The sequence below is a fragment of the Paenibacillus pasadenensis genome (assembly GCF_023715725.1).
Lineage (GTDB): Bacteria > Bacillota > Bacilli > Paenibacillales > Paenibacillaceae > Paenibacillus_O > Paenibacillus_O pasadenensis_A.
The window spans coordinates 1-402 of the sequence record NZ_JAMBOT010000070.1; the positions used below are offsets into that span (position 1 = coordinate 1).

1 protein-coding gene is annotated in these 402 nt (G+C 56.2%); it reads left to right on the plus strand.

The annotated features are described in order from the left end of the window. Nucleotides 1-402 (plus strand): cupin domain-containing protein (locus M3223_RS24015; RefSeq protein ID WP_285891433.1); only part of this gene is annotated, 402 nt, incomplete at both ends.

The following is a 402-nucleotide window of genomic DNA, read 5'->3' on the forward strand; positions in this document are numbered from 1 at the left end:
GAACCGGTCGTCGTCGCTGGCGCGTAGGCGAAAAGCTGCAGTTGAAGCAGCACTGCCCTCACCCGGATCTTCTTCAGGTCGACCCGTTCGAAGCCATCATTGATGAAGAGCTGGAACCCGGCGATATCCTGTACATTCCACCGGGATTCCCGCACGAAGGCTATGCGTTAGAAAACGCGATGAACTATTCGGTTGGCTTCCGCGCGCCAAACACTCGCGAGCTGATCAGCGGGTTCGCCGATTACGTTGTGCAACGAGAACTGGGCAGCACCTATTACAGCGATCCTGACCTGCCACCGCGCGATCATCCGGCAGATGTTCTGCCGCAGGAAATGGACAAGCTGCGCGAAATGATGCTGGGTCTGATTAATCAGCCAGAACATTTTCAGCAGTGGTTTGGCG